Annotated in this window: 20 protein-coding genes and 1 riboswitch; of the genes, 13 read left to right on the forward strand and 7 right to left on the reverse strand. The window is 34.8% G+C overall.

What is annotated here, in order from left to right; all coding sequences use genetic code 11:
• The first annotated feature begins 1 nt into the window (after position 1).
• The 4 genes from FC97_RS09930 (at position 2) to FC97_RS09940 (ending at position 3140) form a co-directional block, all read left to right on the forward strand.
• On the forward strand, positions 2-631 hold the full coding sequence (locus FC97_RS09930) for a DUF421 domain-containing protein (protein ID WP_054643184.1): 630 nt from the start codon (positions 2-4) through the stop codon (positions 629-631).
• 85 nt (positions 632-716) lie between these two features.
• The gene (locus FC97_RS13535) at positions 717-887 is read left to right on the forward strand and encodes a nitroreductase family protein (protein WP_087882347.1); all 171 of its coding nucleotides are present in this window, start codon (positions 717-719) and stop codon (positions 885-887) included.
• Positions 888-901: 14 nt separating this feature from the next.
• Positions 902-2365, forward strand: coding sequence for a multicopper oxidase family protein (locus FC97_RS09935; RefSeq protein WP_056968171.1), 1464 nt, complete (start codon positions 902-904; stop codon positions 2363-2365).
• 121 nt (positions 2366-2486) lie between these two features.
• Positions 2487-3140: a YczE/YyaS/YitT family protein gene (locus FC97_RS09940; protein ID WP_025084850.1), complete on the forward strand. Its 654-nt coding sequence runs from the start codon at positions 2487-2489 to the stop codon at positions 3138-3140.
• Positions 3141-3486: 346 nt separating this feature from the next.
• Here FC97_RS09940 and FC97_RS09945 read toward each other — a convergent pair whose 3' ends face one another.
• Positions 3487-4686, reverse strand: coding sequence for a GGDEF domain-containing protein (locus FC97_RS09945; protein ID WP_054643185.1), 1200 nt, complete (start codon positions 4684-4686; stop codon positions 3487-3489).
• A 235-nt stretch (positions 4687-4921) separates the two neighbouring features.
• Between FC97_RS09945 and FC97_RS09950 the strand changes: the two genes are divergently transcribed.
• Positions 4922-6271, forward strand: a complete 1350-nt coding sequence (locus FC97_RS09950) for an FAD-dependent oxidoreductase (RefSeq protein WP_054643186.1) — start codon at positions 4922-4924, stop codon at positions 6269-6271.
• 142 nt (positions 6272-6413) lie between these two features.
• Here the strand turns inward: FC97_RS09950 and FC97_RS09955 are convergent, their stop codons facing one another.
• Together FC97_RS09955 and FC97_RS09960 are read right to left on the reverse strand one after the other, a co-directional pair.
• Positions 6414-7097, reverse strand: coding sequence for an EAL domain-containing protein (locus tag FC97_RS09955; protein WP_054643187.1), 684 nt, complete (start codon positions 7095-7097; stop codon positions 6414-6416).
• Between the two features lie 69 nt (positions 7098-7166).
• A complete protein-coding gene (locus FC97_RS09960) occupies positions 7167-7601 on the reverse strand; it encodes a GNAT family N-acetyltransferase (protein ID WP_054643188.1) in 435 nt (144 codons plus the stop codon).
• A 205-nt stretch (positions 7602-7806) separates the two neighbouring features.
• Here FC97_RS09960 and FC97_RS09965 point away from each other — a divergent pair, with 205 nt between their 5' ends.
• From FC97_RS09965 to FC97_RS09980, 4 genes are all read left to right on the forward strand, one after another.
• On the forward strand, positions 7807-9150 hold the full coding sequence (locus FC97_RS09965) for an FAD-dependent oxidoreductase (RefSeq protein WP_056968173.1): 1344 nt from the start codon (positions 7807-7809) through the stop codon (positions 9148-9150).
• A gap of 168 nt (positions 9151-9318) precedes the next feature.
• Positions 9319-10527, forward strand: coding sequence for a GGDEF domain-containing protein (locus FC97_RS09970; protein WP_054643189.1), 1209 nt, complete (start codon positions 9319-9321; stop codon positions 10525-10527).
• Positions 10528-11056: 529 nt separating this feature from the next.
• Positions 11057-11122, forward strand: a riboswitch (Fluoride riboswitch).
• A 92-nt stretch (positions 11123-11214) separates the two neighbouring features.
• Entirely contained in the window at positions 11215-12498 is a 1284-nt protein-coding gene (gene eno / locus FC97_RS09975) for a phosphopyruvate hydratase (protein ID WP_054643190.1), read from the forward strand.
• 10 nt (positions 12499-12508) lie between these two features.
• Complete coding sequence (locus tag FC97_RS09980) at positions 12509-14758, forward strand: HAD-IC family P-type ATPase (RefSeq protein ID WP_054643191.1); 2250 nt, start codon at positions 12509-12511, stop codon at positions 14756-14758.
• A gap of 126 nt (positions 14759-14884) precedes the next feature.
• Here FC97_RS09980 and fba read toward each other — a convergent pair whose 3' ends face one another.
• Complete coding sequence (fba, locus tag FC97_RS09985; protein ID WP_054643192.1) at positions 14885-15754, reverse strand: class II fructose-1,6-bisphosphate aldolase; 870 nt, start codon at positions 15752-15754, stop codon at positions 14885-14887.
• A gap of 400 nt (positions 15755-16154) precedes the next feature.
• Between fba and wecB the strand changes: the two genes are divergently transcribed.
• Positions 16155-17297: a non-hydrolyzing UDP-N-acetylglucosamine 2-epimerase gene (gene wecB, locus FC97_RS09990; protein ID WP_087882348.1), complete on the forward strand. Its 1143-nt coding sequence runs from the start codon at positions 16155-16157 to the stop codon at positions 17295-17297.
• A 172-nt stretch (positions 17298-17469) separates the two neighbouring features.
• Here the strand turns inward: wecB and FC97_RS09995 are convergent, their stop codons facing one another.
• Positions 17470-17931: a GtrA family protein gene (locus tag FC97_RS09995; protein WP_054643193.1), complete on the reverse strand. Its 462-nt coding sequence runs from the start codon at positions 17929-17931 to the stop codon at positions 17470-17472.
• A 2-nt stretch (positions 17932-17933) separates the two neighbouring features.
• Positions 17934-18389 carry a flavodoxin gene (locus FC97_RS10000; protein WP_054643194.1) on the reverse strand — a complete coding sequence of 152 codons (456 nt, stop codon included), beginning with the start codon at positions 18387-18389 and terminating at the stop codon, positions 17934-17936.
• Positions 18390-18513: 124 nt separating this feature from the next.
• Between FC97_RS10000 and map the strand changes: the two genes are divergently transcribed.
• From map to galU, 3 genes are read left to right on the forward strand one after another with little or no spacing between them, the layout of a single operon-like run.
• A complete protein-coding gene (map, locus tag FC97_RS10005) occupies positions 18514-19308 on the forward strand; it encodes a type I methionyl aminopeptidase (RefSeq protein WP_025084677.1) in 795 nt (264 codons plus the stop codon).
• A gap of 17 nt (positions 19309-19325) precedes the next feature.
• The gene (locus FC97_RS10010) at positions 19326-20285 is read left to right on the forward strand and encodes a YihY/virulence factor BrkB family protein (protein ID WP_225868748.1); all 960 of its coding nucleotides are present in this window, start codon (positions 19326-19328) and stop codon (positions 20283-20285) included.
• Positions 20285-21199, forward strand: coding sequence for a UTP--glucose-1-phosphate uridylyltransferase GalU (galU, locus tag FC97_RS10015; RefSeq protein ID WP_054643196.1), 915 nt, complete (start codon positions 20285-20287; stop codon positions 21197-21199). The genes FC97_RS10010 and galU overlap by 1 nt, the downstream gene beginning before the upstream one ends.
• Here the strand turns inward: galU and FC97_RS10020 are convergent, their stop codons facing one another.
• The gene (locus FC97_RS10020) at positions 21200-21484 is read right to left on the reverse strand and encodes a hypothetical protein (protein WP_054643197.1); all 285 of its coding nucleotides are present in this window, start codon (positions 21482-21484) and stop codon (positions 21200-21202) included. It lies immediately after the preceding gene.
• Positions 21485-21708: the final 224 nt, after the last annotated feature.

Consider the following 21708-nt stretch of genomic DNA (forward strand, 5'->3'; position numbering starts at 1 on the left):
AATGGTATTACAATACGGCGATTTAACTCTAAAATTTATTATAGGATTCTTATTCATGGTCTTACAGATCAATCTGTTTGGACGTGGAAATATTGCTCCAACAAGTGCAATTGATCAACTTCAAAACTATGTCCTTGGTGGAATTGTTGGTGGTATGATTTACAATTCTAGTATTACAATTTTGCAATTTACCTTAGTTTTGTTGATCTGGACATTGGTAGTCTTTATTGCTAAATTTTTGACTAATCACAATAACTTCTTTAAAAAGGTCATTGAAGGTACTCCACAAATAATTGTAAAAAATGGTCATATTGATGTTAATTTGGCCTTGAAAAATGGCTTGTCAGCTAATGATTTATCTTTTAAATTACGTCAGGCTGGGGTCTTGGATATTAGAAATGTTAAACGAGCTGTCTTTGAGCGTAATGGACAATTAACCATTATTTTAAAAGATGAAGATAGTTTCAAGTATCCTTTGATTTTGGATGGCAAAATTGATATGGATGAATTGTCAACTTCGGGTAAAGATGAAGCTTGGGTTGAAGAAGAATTAAAGAAACGTCATTTGGATGTGGCAGAAGTTTATATGGCTAATTACATTAATGGTGAATTAATTATATATAAATATTAATTTTCTTAGGTTAGCCAAAAATCCATTTTCATAAGAGGGTAACTGTACTAAAATGAAGTTGTAATAATTTTTGGTGGTGATAAATATGGCAAGTGGTTCTAAGGCTTTCTCATTAATCATGCTAATTTTTTATGCAATTTTATTGTATTTTATCTTTGCTGATAAAAACATGATAGCCATGTATATGATGGGTATCGGTATGTTTGTTGAGGCTTTAGTAAATTGTGTTTGTACGTTTCAATCAAAAACTAAATAGGGTGGCGATTATGAATGTCAGAAACAAAAGTTTACAATGATTATTTCTTTGATGAACCAGTATTTGATTTGCACGATGGGGGTTATGTACCACTAGAAAAAGTGGATATGCCTGATCATCCGTTGAATATCCCTGCTGCTTTGAAGCCAGACAGGGTAGAGGGAAATGATGTTTATTACACAATTACAGCACAAGAGGGTGAAACTCAGATTTTGCCTGGTGCCAAGACCAAAACATGGGGCTACAATGCTTCATTGTTAGGTCAAACAATTGTTTTAAAGCAAGGAGTTCATTATCATGTACATCTTGTTAATGAATTACCAGAAGTTACTACTTTCCATTGGCATGGATTAAATGTTACAGGACCTATTGTTGATGGTGGTCCACATGCTCCAGTTTATCCAGGTGGTAGTCGTGATATTGACTTTACCTTGGATCAACCCGCACAAACTGATTGGATTCATCCACATCCATGTCCAAACACAGCCCGTCAAGTCTGGAATGGTCTGGCTGCAGCTGTTGTGGTAACTGATGATGAGGAAGCTAAATTACCTTTCCCACGCAATTATGGAGTCGATGATATTCCAGTTATTTTGCAGGACAGAAGTTATCACGACAATCAATTGGATTACAAGAAAGATTATGATGTCGATGGTACATTGGGTAAATACGCTTTAGTTAATGGTACGATCAACGGTGTTTTCGATGTAACAACACAACGAGTTCGTTTAAGAATCTTGAATGGTTCTGATCGTCGTGAATGGCGTCTTCATTTTGATGATAATCATGAATTTACTCAAATCGCTTCAGATGGTGGTACTTTGCCAGAACCAGTTAAATTAACTAAGTTGATGTTAACTTGTGCTGAACGTGCTGAAGTGATCTTGGACTTTGGTGACAAGAAGCCAGGTGATGTGGTTACTTTAATGAGTGATGATATGCCAATTATGAAATTTAAGATTGGTCAATATGCTCCAGATGATACAAAGCTTCCAGAACATCTAACGACAATCAATGCACCAAAGGTAACACCTGGACTACCTGTCACTCGTACAGTTATGTCAGGAATGGATGATCAAGTTAGACTTGATGGCAAACTCTTTGATATGCAAAGAATCGACCGCCGTCAAAAGATTGGTGATACTGTTCTTTGGGATGTTGTAAATACCAATGAGATGGATGGCGGAATGATTCATCCATTCCACATGCACGGTTGCCAATTCCTTGTTATCAGTCGTAATGGTAAAGAACCATATCCTAACGAACATGGTTGGAAAGATACTGTAGGTGTCAATGCTGGTGAGACAGTTAGAATTGCTGTTCAGTTCACTAAATTTGGTGTCTACATGTATCACTGTCATATTCTAGAACACGAAGACACAGGGATGATGGCACAGATTGAAGCTTATGATCCTGACCATGAACACAAATACCATCTATTGAGTATGGATGAAATGAATCACCCAAAGAATAAATAAAGTCTCATTGACAACGTTTTCAGTCTACTTTAAACTAATTCTTAGTAATTAGGCTGTAAACAAATAGACAATACCAATTACAAAGTTGGCATTGTCTATTTTTATTTTGGGGGATAGGAAATTGGAAGATAATAGCTTTAAGAAGCGTTTAGGATTCTTGATTTTTGCAATTGTGTTGGATGCTTTTGCCAACGCTTTAATGATTGACAGTAACATGGGAAGTGCTGTGTGGACAGCTTCAGCGGTTAATATTTCGACATTACTACACACCAGTTATGGGACGACATTATTTATATATGCTGTTATTGTAACTATTGTGAATCAACTGTTATTGGGAAAGTTTGATGGTCATATCTTCGTTTCTAATTTGCTATTCTCATTACCATTTAGTTATTTAGTTGGTTTTTTCAGCGACATTTTGAATCCACTAAATTTAAATTATCTTCCTATTTATTCACGTTTTTTAGTTGATCTATTGGGTTTGATTTTTGTTTCAATGGGAACTTCGATCTATCAAAGATGTAATTTGATTCAACATCCCAATGATGAGATGGCCTATCTTTTGAGATTTAAATATTTACATGGTTCAGCTGGATGGGGCCAGTTGGTCAGCTACACACCACCAGTGATCATCATGATAATTTGCTTCATATTAACGGGACATATCTTGTCAGTAGGAATCGGAACTATTCTAGCAATGTTCTGCCAGGGTATCATTATTGGAATTTCGGATAAAATAGTTGTCCCATCACTGAAACATCATTATTCATTTTGATTGTTATAAAAAGATATTTTAAAAATAATGTAAGTTATTAAAAAAAGAGTTAAGATTATTAATTTATACTATTGCGGTCAGAGCAAACATGGTTTACTATGACATATAGGGACTACCAGATTTAAAAACAACTGATTCCTTCCCGACGGTGAGATTAATTTCTCACTATTTTTTTGTCCAAAAATATAAAAAGTAGTATCTTTTTGCCGGATGAGACGATGTTATCAGGTTAAATTAGTGAATGATTTTATGTTAACAATAAGAAAAAATAATAGCATCTATTCAGGTTTATTCTTAACAAAGGTATCTTTGCCATAAGGGGAATAAATTTGAATAGATGCTATATTTATTTTGTGGTCTCATCAAAATTATAGGTAACATTTTCAATAGTCATTTTATTGCGGCCAGCGTTTTTAGATTTATAAAGGTAACTATCAACTCGATTGAATAAATCTGCAAAGCCAGAGTCAGTTGGTTTTAATTCAGAAACACCGAATGATACACTGACGTTCAGCTTTTTACCGTTAAAGAAGAGTGGTGAATGAAGTAAGGTATTTCTTAAATCAATAATGATTGGTTTGCATTCATCAGCGTTTTTACCACGAAAAATGATGATGAATTCTTCTCCACCAAAGCGGAAAATTTGTCCGTGCGTTTTTTTTAAATATAGTTCACGTTCCATTGTGTGAGAAACGTGACGTAGAACTTCATCACCAGTTGAGTGACCATATTGATCATTGAAGAGTTTAAAGTGGTCGATATCAAACATTGCCATAGATAAAGGAACATTGTCTTCGTGTGAATATTGTTCATATATTTCTTGGGAATTTTTATCCAGATTAGAACGATTTCTAATTCCGGTTAACTCATCATAATTGACAGCTTTTTTAAGTGTGTCATAGCCGTTTAAGGTCAACTGCATCTTATGCTCACAGTATCTAATAATAGCCATATAGATAACGAAGACCACTAGCATGTTAAGAATATTGGAGATTGAAAAACTATGATCGACCCAGAGCAATATCCACCATGCAGCTCCATAAAGAATTTGTAAGGTAAGATACTTAATTGTGCTGTCTTTAAGACTGTTAGTCTGCCAATAAATATAAAAGATGATAATCACCAGAAAAATGTATGAAATAAGAAAGAAGGGCCATCGACTGCTCCCCAATCGTTCAATGTTACTCGAGTGGTGGTAAGCGAAAGGCATTAATAAATTAATCAGTAGAGTTATCTTATTTCGTAGAAGGTACATGGCATAGAGCAGAATGGTTAATTGGGCGTTAGCATATAGCCAGCCGTTGTTAACAGCTCCATTGTTTAATACATGAAAAGTTTGTTGAAGAATGATCATACTACCTGCTAAAAGCGCACCTTCTACTAAGTGAGTGAAAAGTTTGAGATAAAAAGGTGATTTGTCATTAAGGCGTCTTTCTAAACCATAAGTAATAATAGTAATAACGGTAATCAGACCAATTGTGACTAAAGTAATAATGGTTGAAGTGAGATTAATATAGTTATCGGTGATCCCTTTTAGGATGTTCAAAGTTATCCCCTCCAAATTATTTTTAACGATTAAGAAAAGTGATGCTCATAGAATCATATTGTAGTATTATAAGTTATTTAATGTTTAAACAATATTACATATCAGTATACACGTATTTATTTATAATATTATAGGTTTATAATGATGAGTGAGACAGCATATATTTTTAAAGTTATGCTTGATTATTCGTTTTTTAATATGAATTTTACTCAATTTTTGAGAGGGGAAATATCGAATGAAAGTAGTAGTTGTAGGGTGTACACATGCTGGAACAGCAGCAGTAGAACAGATTCTTCAAGAACATCCCGATACAGAAGTTACCGTATATGAACGTGATGACAACATCTCATTTCTATCATGTGGGATTGCTTTGTACTTAGGAGGCAGAGTAAAACGTCTAGAAGATATGTTTTATGCTAGTCCTAAGGATTTGGAGAAACTCGGTGCCACAATTAAAATGAAACATGATGTCTTAAAGATTGATTCAGAGAAAAAGACGTTGATGTGCGAAAATATGGAAACACATGAAATAATTAATGATACTTACGACAAGTTAATTATGACAACTGGCTCAACTGTAGTAGTACCACCTATTATGGGAATCTCTGATTCAAGAATTTTGATGTGCAAGAGTTATGCACAAGCAAGAGCAATTCATGATACAGCTAAGGAATACAAGAATATTGCTATTGTTGGTGGTGGTTATATTGGAGTGGAATTAGCTGAAAGTTATGCTAACACTGATCATGAAGTTTCTTTGATTCAATCAAGAGACCAAGTATTGAATCACTATATTGATCCTGATATGTCTGATAAAGTGGTTGATTTATTAAAGGAACATAATGTTAATGTTTATTTAAATGAAAATGTTACTGGTTTCAATCGTGATGATGATGACAATGTTGTTATTGAAACGAATAAAGAAGATCATAAAGCCGATTTAGTAATTGTCTGCACAGGTTTTGTAGCTAATACTGATTTACTTCGCGGACAAGTGGATATGGACCGTCGTGGAGCCATTATTATCAATGATTATACTCAGACATCTAATCCTGATATTTATGCTGCGGGAGATGCATGTACAGTTTACTTTAATCCTACGCATGAGCATGCCTATATGCCTTTAGCAACTAATGCTATTAGACAAGGTGCTTTAGCTGGTATCAACGTATTTGGCAATATTCAGAAGTACATGGGTACACAAGCAACTTCAGCCATGGAATTGTTTGGTTACACTATTGCTTCCACAGGTTTAACATTAGGACATGCCTTAGAGCACGGTTTGAATGCTGATGTAGTTGAATACCATGACTACTATCGTCCAGATTATATGCCAACGACTGAAATGTTAACTATCAGATTAGTTTATGATAAGGACACACGCTTGATTTTGGGTGGTCAGTTGTTCAGTAAGCACGAAGTTGCCCAATCGGCTAATACTTTGTCAGTATGTATTCAAAATAAGAATACGATTGATGATTTGGCCTTTATGGATATGTTGTTCCAACCTAATTATGATAATCCATTTAACTATTTGAACTTGGTCGCTCAAATGGCTGTGGCTAAGGAACGTAAAGCAAAATAATTTTTTTGAAATAATAATAGGAGATGCCAATTTTTGTTGGCATCTCCTTTTTTGGTTTGGTTGTCTGATATTGATAACCATTGAATTTTTGTTTAATAACTATAGTTCTATGTTGAATAGTGGAAATGAGTTACTTTGCCCTTTAGAATTCATCGTCATCGGCTTTTAACTTCAACAGTCTAGGCTTTCCGTAATAATACCCCTGACGTAAATCTATCTCTAACTTATCAGCTAGGGCATCATCTTTTTCGTCTTCTATTCCTTCAAGAATAAAGCGGATGTTTTCCTTTTTACAGATATCACGCCAATAGATAACTTTGCTTTCGATATCTGGATCACGTAATTTTTCTCCAAAGTTTTGAATGGCAAACTTAATTTCGGATGCGAGGGGAATCATGTCTTTAATTTGATCTATTTGATTTGTTCCGGTTCCACAGTCATCAAGACTGAAGTCCATGCCATAATCAATGAATTCTTTAATCAAGGAAATGTATTCTTCATTGCTCCAATTTTTATTTGGTGTATCTTCGGTCAGTTCCACTACTAGTCTTAATGGGCGTAAGATTCTTTGAGCCTCGATGATAGCATCGCGAACTTCTTCATCCATTAATTGATTACGATTGATATTTACTGAAACGGAACCAATCTTTAAAGATAATAATTTCGTTGTGGCAACTAAAACTTGAGCCATAAGGTGTGAAGGGACGTCAGAAAAGTTTGCTGGTGGACGCCATCCTTCGGGCTTTTTTTCCTTCATTAATAGTTCATAACCGATTAATGAATTATTCACCTTGTCAAGTTGGGGTTGAATAAAGTATCTATACATGATGAACTCCTTTGTTAGTCCTAATCGATTCTTGATTAATCACGTGAATAACGTATCAAACTCATAATACTACAAGCTTAGTTTCATGTCATGGTGAAGAATACCGGCTTCTTCATATTGTTCTCCGATGACTTTAAAACCTAACTGTGTATAGAAAGCTTGGGCGTGATCTTGGGCTCCTAAAATAATATAATCGAAATTTTGTTCTTTAGCATAATCGAAAATATATTTTAAAAGATTTGTTCCTAAATGTTGGTGACGGAATTGTTTTAGTACAGCGACTCTTTGGATATGAATTCCATTGTCAGATGTAGTTTGGAATCTAGCAGTAGCAGCAGCTTGATGATTGCTGTAAAGAACAAAATACGTACATTTGTCTTCATCATTATCTATTTCAATTTCGGCGGGAACATTTTGTTCATCCACAAAAACTTTTTTACGAATATCTACACTGTCATAATAGATATCAGAATTTATATCATTAGAAGATTTGATTTTGTTCATTGATTATCACCACTTTTAAAAAAGTCAATACACTTGTTATTATATTACAAATAGTCTGCGATGCATTATCGATATTTGAAATTTAAAAAGTCCATTTATAATATATAAAAAATTAAATAGATTGATATAATGTAACTAAGTGTTCGTAGAAGCTTAAAAAGCAGAGAGAATAATTTATTGGGTACTATAGAGGAGGAACCGACTGTTGAAAGTAATCGTTGTCGGATGTACACATGCTGGAACGGCTGCAGTGGAACAAATATTGAAAAAGCATCCAGATACAGAAGTTACCGTATATGAACGTGATGATAATATTGCATTTTTGTCATGTGGGATAGCATTGTATTTAGGAAGGATCGTCAATCGACTAGAGGATATGTTTTACGCTGATCCAACCACGCTAGAAGGTTACGGTGCCAAGGTCCATATGAAGCATAATGTCATTAAAATCGATTCAAAGAATAAAAAGATTGTAGTTCAAGATCTTAATACACAGGAAATTTTTGAAGATAGTTATGATAAATTGATTATGACCACTGGTTCAGAAGTTGGTGTACCACCAATTGGTGGTATGGATAATCCACGTGTTTTGTTGTGTAAGAGTTATGATCAAGCTAAGAAGATTTATGAATCAGCTTTGAACTATCCTAGCATTGCCATTGTTGGAGCGGGATATGTTGGAGTAGAGTTGGCTGAAAGCTATGCTAACACTGTTCATGAAGTGACCTTAATTCAATCAAGAGAGCAGATTCTCAATAATTATGTCGATGAACCACTATCACAAACAATCATTGAAAAGCTTAAGGAACACGATGTTAAGGTTGCATTAGGTGAACGTGTTGCTGAAATTGAAGACGGTGACCAATTAACTATCAATACTAAAGCCGGTCATAGTTATAAGGCTGATTTAGTAATTGTCTGCACAGGCTTTTTTGCTAATACAGACTTATTGCGTGGACAAGTTCAAATGGATGGATATGGAGCCATTTTAGTTAATGACTATATGCAAACATCAGATCCTGACATTTTTGCTGCTGGTGATTCTTGTGCAGTTAAGTTTAATCCAACAGGTGAAATGAAGTATATTCCACTAGCTTCTAGTGCTGTGCGTCAAGGTACTTTGGCTGGAATGAATATTTATGGAAATGTTCGCAAATATATGGGAACACAGGCTACCACGGCTATGGCATTGTTTGGCTATACTTTGGCTGAAACGGGGTTAACTTTGAAAAAGGCTTTGGCAAATGGTTTGAATGCTGATTGTGTTACATACCACGACAATTATCGTCCAGATTATATGCCAACGACGGAAATGCTAACGATTTATCTGATTTATGATAAGGATACTCGAAAAGTTTTGGGTGCACAGTTATTCAGTAAACATGAAGTTGCTCAGTCAGCAAATGCTTTATCAATTTGTATTCAAAATGATAATACAATTGATGATTTGGCCTATGTTGATATGTTGTTCCAACCAAATTATGATAATCCGTTCAATTACCTTAATTTAGTTGCACAACAAGCAATTGATAAAGAAGATAATAATTAAAAAATATTGATCAATAAAAAAACGTTCAGATTAACCAATTAAAGTTGGCTGATCTGAACATTTTTTTGAAAATTATATACGAATACACATAATGTGATACTTTCAATTTAATAGACATTTCATTCATGCTAGACTGAAATATATAAATGAATATACGAGGGGTTCCTTTTGGGTAATTTAACAGAGATTTTAAGAATCTGTTTCAGTGCAAATGCCTTAGTAACGGGAATAGTTACAATCGGTTTAGTTACTATTATTACTTATATATCTTTTGTATTGGAACGAAAAGTCAGCACAGCGTCATCCTTCTTTAGGAAGGTTGGAATAAATATGGCTGAAATGTTTCTATTATTTTTAATGCTATTATTGGTCACCATCGTCTTCAAAAGTTTGACAGGTGGTTCGCAAGTCGAGCTAGGGGGATTACTAGCTAATGCTGAATTAACCATCTTATTCTACGGTTTGTTTATTTTCAATAATCGCTTAATTGTTTTATTAAATGTTTTTCTGCCATTCTTGTACCATCCGTCGTCAGATATATCGAGAATTCAAGGACCATATTCATGGTTATTTATCAGTTCTTATCTTATTTTGATAGTTGTGATAGATTACTTATACAGTCATAAAGATGTTTTAGCAATCTCCAATTATCGATATTTGTTGTCCCAAATGTTATTCGGAATTTGTTGGTGGATCTTTATTTGGATAGATTATAAATTTCCATTAGTTGATATTATTGGGATGTTGATTCTATTTGAAATCTATATGTTTATTGTACGTATAATTGAACTAAAAATGAGTACATATATGCATGCATATAACGATTTGGAGAATAAAGTTAATTATGATGCCTTAACGGGTGTAAGGAATCGAGCTAATTTGAATAAAATTTCTAAAGAAGTCTTTGAAAAATTTAGTCAAAGTTCAGTTCCCTTAACAGTAATGATGTTTGATATTGACCATTTTAAAGAATTCAATGATCATTATGGTCATGAAATTGGTGATGAAGTTTTGCGTCATGTTTCACACACAGTTGAACGGGAACTACATGTTGATGGTAGTCGAGGACAATTATTCCGTTATGGCGGTGAAGAGTTTGTTATTCTGTTGAGAAATACCGATACACACAAAGCTCAAGAAATCGTTAATAGAATCAATCAAACCTTAGTGGGGATGCCTTTATTTATTCAAGAAACACAGCTGGATGTGACGTTATGCTTTGGTGTAACGATGTTACGTAAAACTGATAATTCGTTTGATGATATCTTTAAACGAGTTGATGAATATCTCTATCAATCAAAAAATAATGGGCGAGATGAGATGACGATTGAAGGTAAAATTTTTCAGTACGAGAAAGTTCCAATAATTAAAATATAAAAAAACAGCCAGGCGGGGAACCTGACTGTCTTTTTATATAAGCTAATTTCTGGTAGGAGCAAAAATTAATATGTCATTGAATGATGGGGTATCCAATTAACAGGAGATCAAAATTGGTCTGGGAGTTAAATTCTGGGCAAATCGAAGAATTGAGTGAGCTCCTACTTTGGAAATCAACTACTAGAATAAGTATTTAAGCATAGAATTAGATTTTCTACATGGGAGGCACGAGATAGGACTTTGAAAACTACTTATTCTAGTTGTAAACAAAGTTGCTATAAGTGGTCCTCCTTTCTATGTTAGCGCTTTCTTTATGGTACAACTGAAGTATAGCAAGTTTTTGTGAATTCTACAATTTCTATGCTTATAATTAGAAAAATAATAGTATGCCAAATGTTACAGACAGTAAAGTTTGATTGATAAATATAATTATTTTTTGTTTAAACAAAAGCTTTCACAAGCAAATAAATACTCATAAAAGTGAATGAATATACTTGTTTAAATAAACAAAGTATTATACTATGAATTCGTTCGAAGAGGCGATGACGTTCGCCGAAAATATTACTTGATCGTAATTGATGACGTCTACTCTATTTAAAATACCAGTAATAATTGAGGAAAATTATTGAGGGTCTTTTAATGTGGAGTAGTCGTCTTTTTTTATGATTAAGAAAGGGAGTATTTATTATGACAAAAGTAACAATTGAGAATGTTAAAGCTAGAGAAGTATTTGATTCACGTGGTAATCCAACAGTTGAAGCAGATGTTATTCTTTCAAATGGCGTTTTGGGTCGTGCTAGTGTTCCGTCAGGTAAATCAACTGGTGATAATGAAGCAGTTGAATTACGTGATGGTGGTGACAGATTAGGTGGTAAAGGTGTCCTGAAGGCTGTCAACAATGTTAATACTTTGATCAATGATAAATTAAAGGGTGCTGATCCTTTCAATCAAGCTCATATCGATCAAATGATGATTGATCTTGATGGCACTCCTAATAAAGCTAAATTAGGTGCTAATGCCATTTTGGGTGTTTCGATTGCAACTGTTCGTGCTGCAGCTAATGCAGAAGGAATTCCTGTCTATCGTTATCTCGGTGGTGTCGATCTAGAATTGCCACAAACATTCCACAATGTTATTAATGGTGGTGAACACGCTGATAATGGAATTGATATGCAAGAGTTCTTGATTACACCTATCAAGCGTACAACATTCCGTGATGGTTTTGAAAAGATCGTCAATGTTTACCATCAACTAAAGAAGAATCTTGAAAAAGAGGGTTATCAAACAGGCTTAGGTGATGAGGGTGGATTTGCTCCTGATCTTCCATCAAGTGAAGCTGCTATTGATGAATTAAATCGTGCTATTAAAGATGCTGGTTATGTTCCTGGTGAAGAAATCGGCATTGCCTTTGATGCTGCTGCTTCAAGTTTTGCCCAAGATGATGGTTCATACTTATTTGAAGGTAAGAAACGTAGTGCTGAAGAAATGGGTACATACTATGAAGGCCTATTAGATAAATATCCAGCAATTGTATCAATGGAAGATCCATTTGGTGAAAATGACTGGGATAACTTTGCTAAATTTACTCAAAAGAACGGCAATCGCGTTCAAATCATTACTGATGATAATGTATGTACAAATCCTGCACTATTCAGAAAAGCCATCAAGAAGGGTATGGCCAATAGCTTCTTGATCAAGTTGAATCAAATTGGTACGGTATCTGAAACTATGGAAGCTATCCGTGTTGCTAGAAAGAACGGCTATACAACAATGATGTCACATCGTTCCGGCGAAACTGAAGATTCATTCTTGGCTGATTTTACAGTTGCAATGCATGCTGAACAATTGAAGTCAGGTGCTCCAGCTCGTGGTGAGCGTTTAGCTAAATACAATCAATTATTAAGAATTGAGGAAGAATTAGGCAAAGAATCTAATCTAGCTCATTTCCCTAATGATGTTGACTTTGACTAATTAGTAAATCATGAAAGAAAAATATGGACTTACCACACCAGAGGTTGCGGAACTCAGACAAAAGTATGGATATAATGAGACACCAAAGATTCAAAAGTCTTTTATCAGTTTGATTTTAAAACGTTTGGTTGGTCCGATTCCTTATGTAATTGAATTAGCATTAGTAATTGAACTGATCTTGGGTAACTTTATTCAAGTTGGATTCATCTTTGCTTTGTTATTATTTTCAGCAATTGATGGAGCCATTCAGGAGAATCGAGCTTCGAAATCGATTGGTGAATTGAACACTAAATTGATTGCTTACACGAGTGTTTTGCGTGACAATAAATGGCAAAAATTATCGAGTCGCGAATTGGTTCCTGGTGATCTGATTCATTTATCTGTTGGATCAGTTATTCCATCCGATTGTAAAATAATCAAAGGGGTTATTCTGGTTAACCAATCAGTTATTACCGGTGAGACAAAAGCTGTTACTAAAGCGGAGGCCGATGAGCTATATTCCGGTTCAACAGTTATTGAGGGCACTGCAGATGTATTAGTTGAGAAAACTGGTGTCCATAGTAGTCTGGGAAAAACTACTGAATTGGTTAGAACGAACGAAGCTCCAGGTAGACTGGAAAATTTGCTTTTTACAGTTGTTAAATATTTAGCTTACTTAGATGTTGTCCTGGCAGTTATTCTAACCATTGCGGCTTTGATCAGACACACACCATTTCTTACGTTGTTGCCATTTTTAGTAATTCTATTTGTGGCTACAATTCCAATTTCAATGCCATCAAGTTTTGCCGTGGCTAACTCTTTAGAAGCAGGAAATTTGTCGAAAAAAGGCATCTTGGTTAGTGGATTAACTGGTATTCAAGAAGCTGGTTCGATGAATATTTTGTTAATGGATAAGACCGGAACGATTACTCAAAATAGACCAGAGGTCGATGAAATCATAAGTTTGAATGGATTGGATAAAATACAATTGTTCAAATATGCATTAGCAACTGTTAAGCCTAGTAGTGTCAGTCCACTTGATTTAGCAATTCTACAAAAGGCTAAATTGAATAAGGTAACCTCAATTGAGGTAAAGAAACAAATTTCTTTTGATCCGAAATTGAAGGGCGCCAAAGCCATTCTTAATAATGGTGATGAAATATTTTTGGGATCACCTGTAAGAAGTAATTTAGAAGATCGAGTAAAATCTAAAATTGATGAACTATCACGGCAGGGATTACAAGTAATGGTTTTAGCTATTAATCAAGAGGCCATTGGCTTGATAACCTTCAAGGATCAAATTAAATCTGATATGCCGGAAACAATTGCAGCGTTAAAGAAACAAGGTATTACCGTTTTAATGTTGACAGGTGATACAGTATCAACTGCTAAAGCTATTGCTGAAAAGGTTGGGTTAAATAATCATATTGGAACTGTCGCTGAAGCCTTGTCCGATCCTTTATCATTTGGTGGATTTGCCAATGTTTATCCAGAAGATAAATTTAAAATTGTCAAATCTTTACAGAATAAGGGCTACGTTGTAGGTATGACGGGTGATGGTGTTAATGATGCACCCGCTTTGAAGAAAGCTGATGTCGGAATTGCTATTGATACTGCCACGGATATTTCTAAATTGGCAGCAAGAATAATTTTGACGGAACCTTCGTTGAAAGGTATTACAGAATTAGTTGATGCCGGTCATCGAGTTTATCAAAGAATGATGACTTGGTTGATCACTAAGTTAGCGAGAACGGCACAATTGGCACTTTTATTAACAATCGGTTATTTGTTCACTAACTTTTTCCCGGTATCGTTGAACATCATTGTTTTTATAGTTATTTTCAACGACTGTGTTACTTTAACGTTGGGAACTGATCGAGTAAAAATCAATCATTTACCAGAAGCGTGGAATTTGAAGAACTTAACCAAAATTTCAGCCATCTATACGGTTGGCTGGTTAGTACTAGGATTCTTAATGTTGTGGTATAGTGTTAAATTTACTAGTTTCACACATGCTCAAATTAGTGGAATATTGTTTGTTTACCTGATTTATTCTGCTATGGGAATGATTCTTTCAACAAGAACAAGAGATCATTTCTGGTCGATTAAACCAAGTAAACCGGTAGGAATTGTTATATTTATTAATCTGGTTCTCTCCAGTTTGATAAGTATATTATGGTTACATACCGCTATATTAAATGTGTTGGCGGTTTTCTTGATTTGCTTTGTTATGTTTTTGATATTGGATTTGATTAAAGTTTCTTATTATAAACAAGACTGATAATTATGCAAAAATGCCCCATTAGAGTTGTCCTTAATGTATGGAATCTCTAATAGGGTATTTTTTGTTGTATTTTAGAACAAAAAAAACAGGGACCAAAGTCTCTGTTTTTTATTTATCAAATAATTATTTGATTGAAGGTGTACCGAACCACTTGATACGTTCGATAGTTGTATCAGTAATAGCTTTAGCACCAGGTGCAAGCAATTTACGTGGGTCATAACCCTTAGCATCAACATCTAAGTCTTTCTTAGCTTCGATGTATTCACGTGTTGCTTTAGCGAATGAAAGTTGTAATTCAGTATTAACGTTAACCTTTGAGATACCCATTGAAACAGCCTTGATGATTTGTTCCTTAGGAATACCTGAACCACCATGAAGAACAAGTGGTGTCTTGATAACGTCAGCTAATTCCTTAAGACGGTCAAAGCTTAGGCCTTTCCAGTTTGAAGGGTAAACACCATGAATGTTACCAATACCAACAGCTAGGTAGTCAACACCAGTTGCGTCAAGAGTCTTAGCTTCTTCAACATCAGCTAATTCACCTAAACCAACGATACCATCTTCAGTACCACCGATTGAACCAACTTCAGCTTCAACAGAAATTCCCTTAGCATGAGCTAATTTAACAATTTCCTTAGTCTTTTCAAGGTTTTCTGCGAATGGTAAGTCATGACCATCGAACATAACTGAGTTATATCCAACTTCGATACATTCCTTAGCAGCTTCGTAGTTACCATGATCCAAGTGCATTACAACTGGAACTGTGATACCCATTGACTTGATTGTGTCTTGTACAAGGTGTAGACATAGTTCATAACCACCCATGTACTTAGCAGCACCCATTGATGTTTGAACCAAGATAGGTGTTTGTGTTTCTTGGGCAGCAGCCAAAATTGAGCGTGTCCATTCCAAGTCGTTGATGTTAAAAGCACCAACAGCATACTTGCCTTTACGGGCGTTATTGAAAATTTCGTTACCGTTTGTTAAAACCATCGATAAACCTCCATAAAATTCATTTTCGAATACATTGATAATTCTAACTCAAAATGGTAGAAATTAATACTTTTTTTAACAAACTATTTCTGTAAACCCACTAATGAATGTGAAAATAGATGTAAAACGCTATCATATAAAGGATTGCTAGGCCGATTAAAATGAACCACCAATATTTTTTACTGGTGGATTTGATGAGAGTATTATAAATTGCCATGACGACGAAGAAGGCAATTAAAGTTGTTAAGATACTGAGAACCATTAGTATTGGAATATTAATCATAATACCTATATTATACGCAAAACTTTCAGAAAACGACATCTTATCAAACAAGTATATCTACCTATATTAATAAAGTCATCTTTGGTATACTGTAGGTAATTTATTGAGGTGATAATTTTGGATAAAATTAAAGTTATGACGGTCTTTGGTACCAGACCCGAAGCAATTAAAATGGCACCCTTAGTTCTAAAATTAAAGGAAAATAGTGATCGTTTCGATACTGTAACAGTAGTCACAGCTCAACATCGTGAAATGTTGGACTCAGTGCTTGAAATTTTTAAAATCAAGCCTGATTATGACTTGAATATCATGAAGGAACGTCAAACTCTTAGTGGTATCACTGGTTTAGTTTTGAAGGAATTAGACAGCATCATTGAAAAAGAAAAGCCTGATATTGTGCTAGTTCATGGTGACACTACAACAACATTTAGTGCCGCCTTGTCAGCTTTTTATCATCAAACACGTATCGGACACGTTGAAGCCGGTTTGAGAACTTGGAACAAATATTCACCATGGCCAGAAGAAATGAATCGTCAAATGACTGATGATTTAACTGACCTGTACTTTGCTCCAACTGACGAAAGTAAGGCTAATTTATTGAAGGAAAATCATCATGGTGAAAATATCTTTGTAACTGGTAATACAGCTATCGATGCTCTGAAGAGTACAGTTCATAAAGATTACCATCATGATATCTTGGATGTAATTGATCCAGATAAGAAAATGATTTTAATCACAATGCATCGTCGTGAAAACCAGGGTGAACCTATGAAAGAAGTCTTCAGGGCAATGCGTAAGGTTGTTGCTAAACATGATGACATTGAATTGGTTTATCCAGTACATTTGAACCCAGTTGTTCAACAAACTGCTAAAGAAATTCTAGGTGGAGTGGATAGAATTCATTTGATCGAACCATTAGACGTAGTAGACTTCCATAATTTAGCATCAAGAAGTTACTTTATTATGACAGATTCCGGTGGTGTTCAAGAAGAAGCCCCATCATTAGGGAAACCAGTTCTAGTTTTACGTGATACAACAGAACGTCCTGAAGGTGTAAAAGCTGGAACTTTGAAATTAGTCGGTACAGACGCCGAAGTAGTTGAAAGAGAAATGACACGTTTGATTACTGACAATGCTGAATATGATCGTATGGCAAATGCTAAGAACCCATATGGTGATGGTAAAGCTTCCGAGCGTATTTTGGGTGCGATGAGTTATTACTTTAAACAAACAACAGAAAAACCAGACGAATTTAAATAAAAGGCGAGGATGTGCCTAGATTCTCAAATTTTGTTTTAAAACGTATTTTAGTAAAAAAGTGTTCATATCAGTAACTCGTAATAGAACGAGATTGATATGAACACTTTTTTTACTTATTTTTAACTTTTGCGGAAGACGGAATTTTTAATCAAACAAACAAAAAAGAATCGAATTAAATTTCATTTCGACTCTTTCGACGCGCTTTTAAATTTTTAATACGATCGATCAAATGACGATTTTGATAATTGAAAATTAGTTTCGATGAGAAGTAATTAAACAACCCAACAATCAATTGATCGATAGCTTTGATAATCAAGTTATTCCAAGGAAAAATGAAAACAGCCACGATCATGAAAATATCATCAAAAATCAGTGAGAAGATACGCGAAACAAGAAAGAACATTCCTTCCTTAAATAGTTTTTTCAGGTTTTCCATTTCGGATTTGAAAACATATAATTTCGTTACAAAGAATGAAAAGAAATTGGAGACAAACCAAGCAATAGTATTAGCAATCCATAAAGTAATATGGAAATAGTTATGTGATAAGTCAAAGATTCCGATATTCAATAATGATGCTAAAAATCCAAAGAAGCAGTAAACTCCAAAATTACGATATTTTTTTAAAAAGTTCATTTTTAAAGATCCATTTCTTGTGCCTTTTTAAAGATTTGTTCAGCAAAATTGTCGAGGTTATCGATGTCTTCCTGCTCTGGCCCTAATTCAACTTTGACGGTATCGGCTCCACGAGTAGCTCCAGTTTGTTGGAAGACTTTATCGAATTCTTCTACAGCTCGGCAGAAATCTTCATAGAAAGTGTCACCTGAACCGCAGACACCATATACTTTTCCATTTAAGTCAAGATCTTGCATGTCATCATAGAAGTCCAATGCTTCATCCGGCACGACACCTTGATCATAAGTGTAACTAGCAATAACACAGATGTCAGAATCTTCAAAGTCAGCTACATCTGTTTGAGAAACTTCGCTCATATCAACATCGCAACCTAAATCCTCAAATTTTTCGGTTAGAACATAAGCGATATCTTCATCGTTACCAGTAATGCTAGCAAAAACAATTTTTACTTTTGTCATAATTGTCGCCTCATTATTTAATCTTTAGATATTATAGCAAAAATTAATATCATGGGCTATCTAATTCCGAAACCCTCTAATGTTATAATGAAACTAACATATTTTTGAAGGGACATGTTATAAAGTGATTACATTAAAATCTGCAAGAGAAATCGAAGGAATGAGAAAGTCTGGAGAATTGCTTGCTAATACGCATATTGGTTTACGTGACATTATTAAACCAGGAATTTCTTCAATGGAAATTGAAAATTTTGCTAACGACTATATCGTTTCACACGGTGGTCGTCCATCAGAAAAAGGCTTCGAGGGTTACAAGTATGCGACTTGTGTCTGCGTTAATGATGAAGTCGCCCACGGTATTCCCCGTAAGAATCTTATTTTAAAGAGCGGTGATGTTCTAAAAGTGGATATGACTGTTAACTTAAACGGTTATGAGAGTGATTCTTGCTGGACTTATGCGGTTGGGGATTTGTCAGCCGAAGACCAAAAATTAATGGATGTAACTCACAAGGCTCTATATTTAGGAATTGACCAAGCTGTAGTTGGCAATCGTCTTGGTGATATTGGTTACGCCATTCAACATTATGTTGAAGATGAAAATCATATGGGAGACGTTCGTGACTTGATTGGGCATGGTATTCAACCAACAATGCATGAAGCTCCAAACGTTCCTCATTACGGTGAACCAGGACAAGGTTTGCGTTTACGTGAGGGAATGACAATTACTATTGAACCAATGGTTAACCTGGGAACATGGGAAATCAAAGATAAGTTTGTTAAGGCTGATGGTTGGGAATACTTTGTTTCTGCCGATGGAACTGATTCAGCACAATATGAGCATACTATTGCCATTACCAAAGATGGTCCTAAGATCTTGACATCTCAAGATCCCGAATATGATGCTAAATACTTACTTTAAAATAGTGAGGATAAATAATGGAAGAAGAAAAGCAACAAATACCACTGTTTAGGCAATCGATAACTAAAAAGCAGAAGTTATTTGGCTTTGTTAAATATGTTACTCAAGCAATGAGTGATTCTAATGTCCCCATGGCTTCCAAAGCAATCACATATTATATTTTGTTGTCGTTGTTTCCAGCGGTAATTGTTGTGGGAAATTTAATCCCATTATTACATTTGGATAAACCGACAGTTATTAGTTATATTGAGTTTATTTTGCCTGATGATTTGCATCATTATTTTTTACCAACGATAGTAAAAGTTTTGTCTAATTCCAACAAAGGTGTCTTGTCAGTAGGTATTATCGTATCTTTATGGGCAATTTCACGTGGATTGAATATTGCTCAGATGACGATGAATGAAGGGTACGGACTAGATATTAACAATTTGTTTGCTGAACAAACTTTTGTAAATTATGTTATTCGCCGGACTTTAGCCTTTTTAATGACCTTAATGTTATTGATGATTGGTGTGATAGCAATTGTAACGTTTACATTTGGACAAATATTTTTAAATTGGCTAGTTCCATTGCTACGTATAAAGTCAACACTTTTAGATGTCTTTATGCGTTGGAAATGGCCCTTTGCTATTGTTATAATATTGATGATCGTTTTTGCTTTGTATTATTTTTTGCCTAATATTCATCTTAAGGTTTATTACGTAATAACCGGTTCAATCATTACTAGTATTGGTTTACTAGGACTATCGCAACTGTTTTCTTACTATCTGAAGTATTTTGGATCAGCTTGGGACAATTACGGTGCGATTGGTGCCATTATTGTGTTTTTACTGTGGGTGAATATGTCAGTGACAATCTTTTTATTTGGGAATGCCGTTAACGTTGGTTTTGCCGAAGCATATGGCGGTCCATTTTTAAGAAGAAATACTGGTAAGTTAACTAGTTATCTGAAATCGCACGAAAAGGAGAATAATTGATGAAAGTTAGAAAAGCAATTATACCAGCAGCAGGATTAGGAACAAGATTTTTACCAGCAACAAAGGCTTTAGCTAAGGAAATGTTACCAATTGTTGATAAGCCAACAATTCAATTTATCGTAGAGGAAGCTAAGGCTTCAGGTATCGAAGATATTTTGATCATTACTGGTAAGAATAAGCGTTCCATTGAAGACCACTTTGATGCTGTACCAGAATTGGAACAAAATCTTCAAGCAAAGAACAAAACAGAATTATTGAAAGTTGTTCAAGACACAACTAATTTGGGTGTTAACTTGTACTACAGTCGTCAAGCTCATCCAAATGGTTTAGGAGATGCTGTTGCTCAAGCACGTTCATTTATTGGTGACGAACCATTCGTTGTTATGTTGGGTGACGATTTAATGAAGGACAAGGTTCCTTTGACAAAGCAATTGATTAACGATTATGACAAGACACATGCTTCAACTCTAGCTGTTATGCGAGTACCAGAAAGAGATGTTTCCAAGTATGGTGTTATTGATCCTGAAGGCGAAACAGCCCCTGGACTATACAATGTTAAGAAATTCGTTGAAAAGCCAAAGACTGAAGATGCTCCAAGTAATTTAGCTATTATTGGACGTTATCTTTTGACACCAGAAATCTTTGATTTACTAGCAACTCAAAAACCAGGTGCTGGTAACGAAATTCAATTGACTGATGCAATTGATCGTATGAATAAGACCCAACGTGTATTTGCTCATGAATTCAAGGGTCAAAGATATGATGTTGGTAACAAATTTGGCTATGTTAAGACAAATATTGAATATGGTTTGACTCATCCTGAAGTTGAGGGTGAATTGAAGCCATATATTTTGGATCTTGCTAAGAAACTTCAAGCAGAAGATAAACCTGCCAGCAAGAAATCAAGCAAATAATTAACCAAGTAATAGACAGTCATTAGCGACTCTGAAACCGAAGAGTTGTTTGTGGCTGTTTTTATTATGGTAAAAAATTGGAAATTCATAGTAGTCTTTTTGATTCAGCAAAACTAAGAATTCCCAGTTTTTAAGACCGTGTAGTTTGGTTGATGTCTTCAAAACAACTGTGTCGTCGATTATTTCAATATCGACAACGGCTAATCTTTGATCGCCATCTTCAACAAAAATGCGATTGTTCTTTTTGAAGTCATTTAATAATAAGATTAAATCAATAGTACGCATAAGAATTCTCCACTAAATAATTGTTTTTATTGTTCAATTAAATTATTATGTAAGCTTAAGGATATTTTGGTTCTAAATTGGAATTATATGGTAGTCGATATCAACTGATATGGTTTAAGGATGCCGTCGTCCGTAGAAAATCTGTGGGCCGCTGGAACGTGGTGGACACGACTTGAAGCTAATGATTTTTCACTTCGCGAAAAATTATGGATCTCCAAGCTCGG

It is taken from the genome of Companilactobacillus kimchii DSM 13961 = JCM 10707 (genome assembly GCF_001435445.1).
Lineage (GTDB): Bacteria > Bacillota > Bacilli > Lactobacillales > Lactobacillaceae > Companilactobacillus > Companilactobacillus kimchii.